This is a genomic window from Paracoccus marcusii (assembly GCF_006151785.1).
In the GTDB taxonomy this organism is placed as follows: domain Bacteria; phylum Pseudomonadota; class Alphaproteobacteria; order Rhodobacterales; family Rhodobacteraceae; genus Paracoccus; species Paracoccus marcusii.
Genome location: NZ_VDDD01000254.1, coordinates 1 through 1,272, shown reverse-complemented (window position 1 = coordinate 1,272; position 1,272 = coordinate 1). Strand labels below are relative to the sequence as shown.

Genomic DNA, 1,272 nt, shown 5'->3' with positions numbered 1-1,272 from the left:
TGACGTTGCCCCCGACTTTTATCCAGCGTGAGCGAGACTCCGAGTTTGAGTTTTGCCGTTTTGGACGGGTTGGGCAACGGGGGCTGGCGCGGAGCTTTGCGGGTTGCGCAGCGTCAGGCCCCGTTGCGGGGTGAAGGTTTGGGCGAACTCGGCTGGCGTCTGCCAGCCAAGGCGTGAATGCGGGCGTTCGATGTTGTAGTCCATGCGCCAGGCTGCGAGCGTGGCGCGGGCATGGCTCAGGGACGGGAACAGCGTCTCGTTCAAAAGCTCGTCGCGCAACCGACCATTGAAGCTCTCGATGAAGGCGTTCTGGGTCGGCTTGCCGGGCGCGATGTAGTGCCATTCGATCTTGCGATCGTCAGCGAAGGTCAAGATGGCGTTCGACGTAAATTCGGTCCCGTTGTCGCTGACCACGGTTCCGGGCTTGCCGCGCACATCGAACAGCGTTGCCAGTTCCCGCGCGACCCTCGCACCGGACAGCGATGTGTCGGCGATCAGGGCAAGGCACTCCCGCGTGCAGTCATCGACCACAGTCAACACGCGGAAGCGGCGGCCATCGGTCAGCTGGTCGGAGACGAAGTCCAGTGACCAGCGCTGGTTCGGCATCAGTGGCCGCAACATCGGAGCTCGTGTGCCGATGGCCCGCTTGCGCCCGCCGCGGCGCCGGACATGCAGCCGTTCCTCACGGTAGATGCGGAACAGACGCTTGTGGTTCACCTCATGCCCCTCGCGGCGCAGGAACACATGCAGCCGCCGATAGCCGAAGCGGCGACGGACCCGCGCCAGTTCCTTGAGCCGCTCGCGCAGCACCGGATCGTCCTGCCGGATCGCCTCATACCGCATGGTCATCCGGCAACAGCCGATCACCCGACACGCCCGCCGTTCGCTCATCCCGTGGCCTGCCACCAGATGTGCGACCGCTTGCCGCTTCGCGGCGGGCGCTACCACTTTTTTCCCAGGAGATCTTTCAGCGCCGCAGTGTCGAGCATCGCATCGGCCAGCAGCCGTTTCAGGCGAGCGTTCTCGTCCTCAAGCCCCTTCAGGCGCTTGGCCTCGCTGACGTCCATGCCGCCATACTTGGCCTTCCACTTGTAGACCGTCGCATCGCTGACGCCGTGCTTGCGGCACAGATCGGCGACGGAAACTCCTGCCTCATGCTCCTTCAAAATGCCGATGATCTGATCTTCGGTGAACCTGCTGCGCTTCATCTCTGGTCCTCTTGGTTGGGCCAGAGTCTACCTCAAACTGGATTAGGCGCAGGGGGCAACGTCA

General features: G+C 63.6%; 1 protein-coding gene. It reads right to left on the bottom strand.

The window, feature by feature from the left end:
- Positions 1–18 precede the first annotated feature (18 nt).
- A protein-coding gene (locus tag FHD68_RS18610) for an IS3 family transposase (protein WP_139086608.1) occupies positions 19–1,208 on the bottom strand; the annotation gives its coding sequence in 2 pieces (ribosomal slippage) (positions 19–950 and positions 950–1,208; 1,191 coding nt in all).
- Between the last annotated feature and the right edge of the window lie 64 nt (positions 1,209–1,272).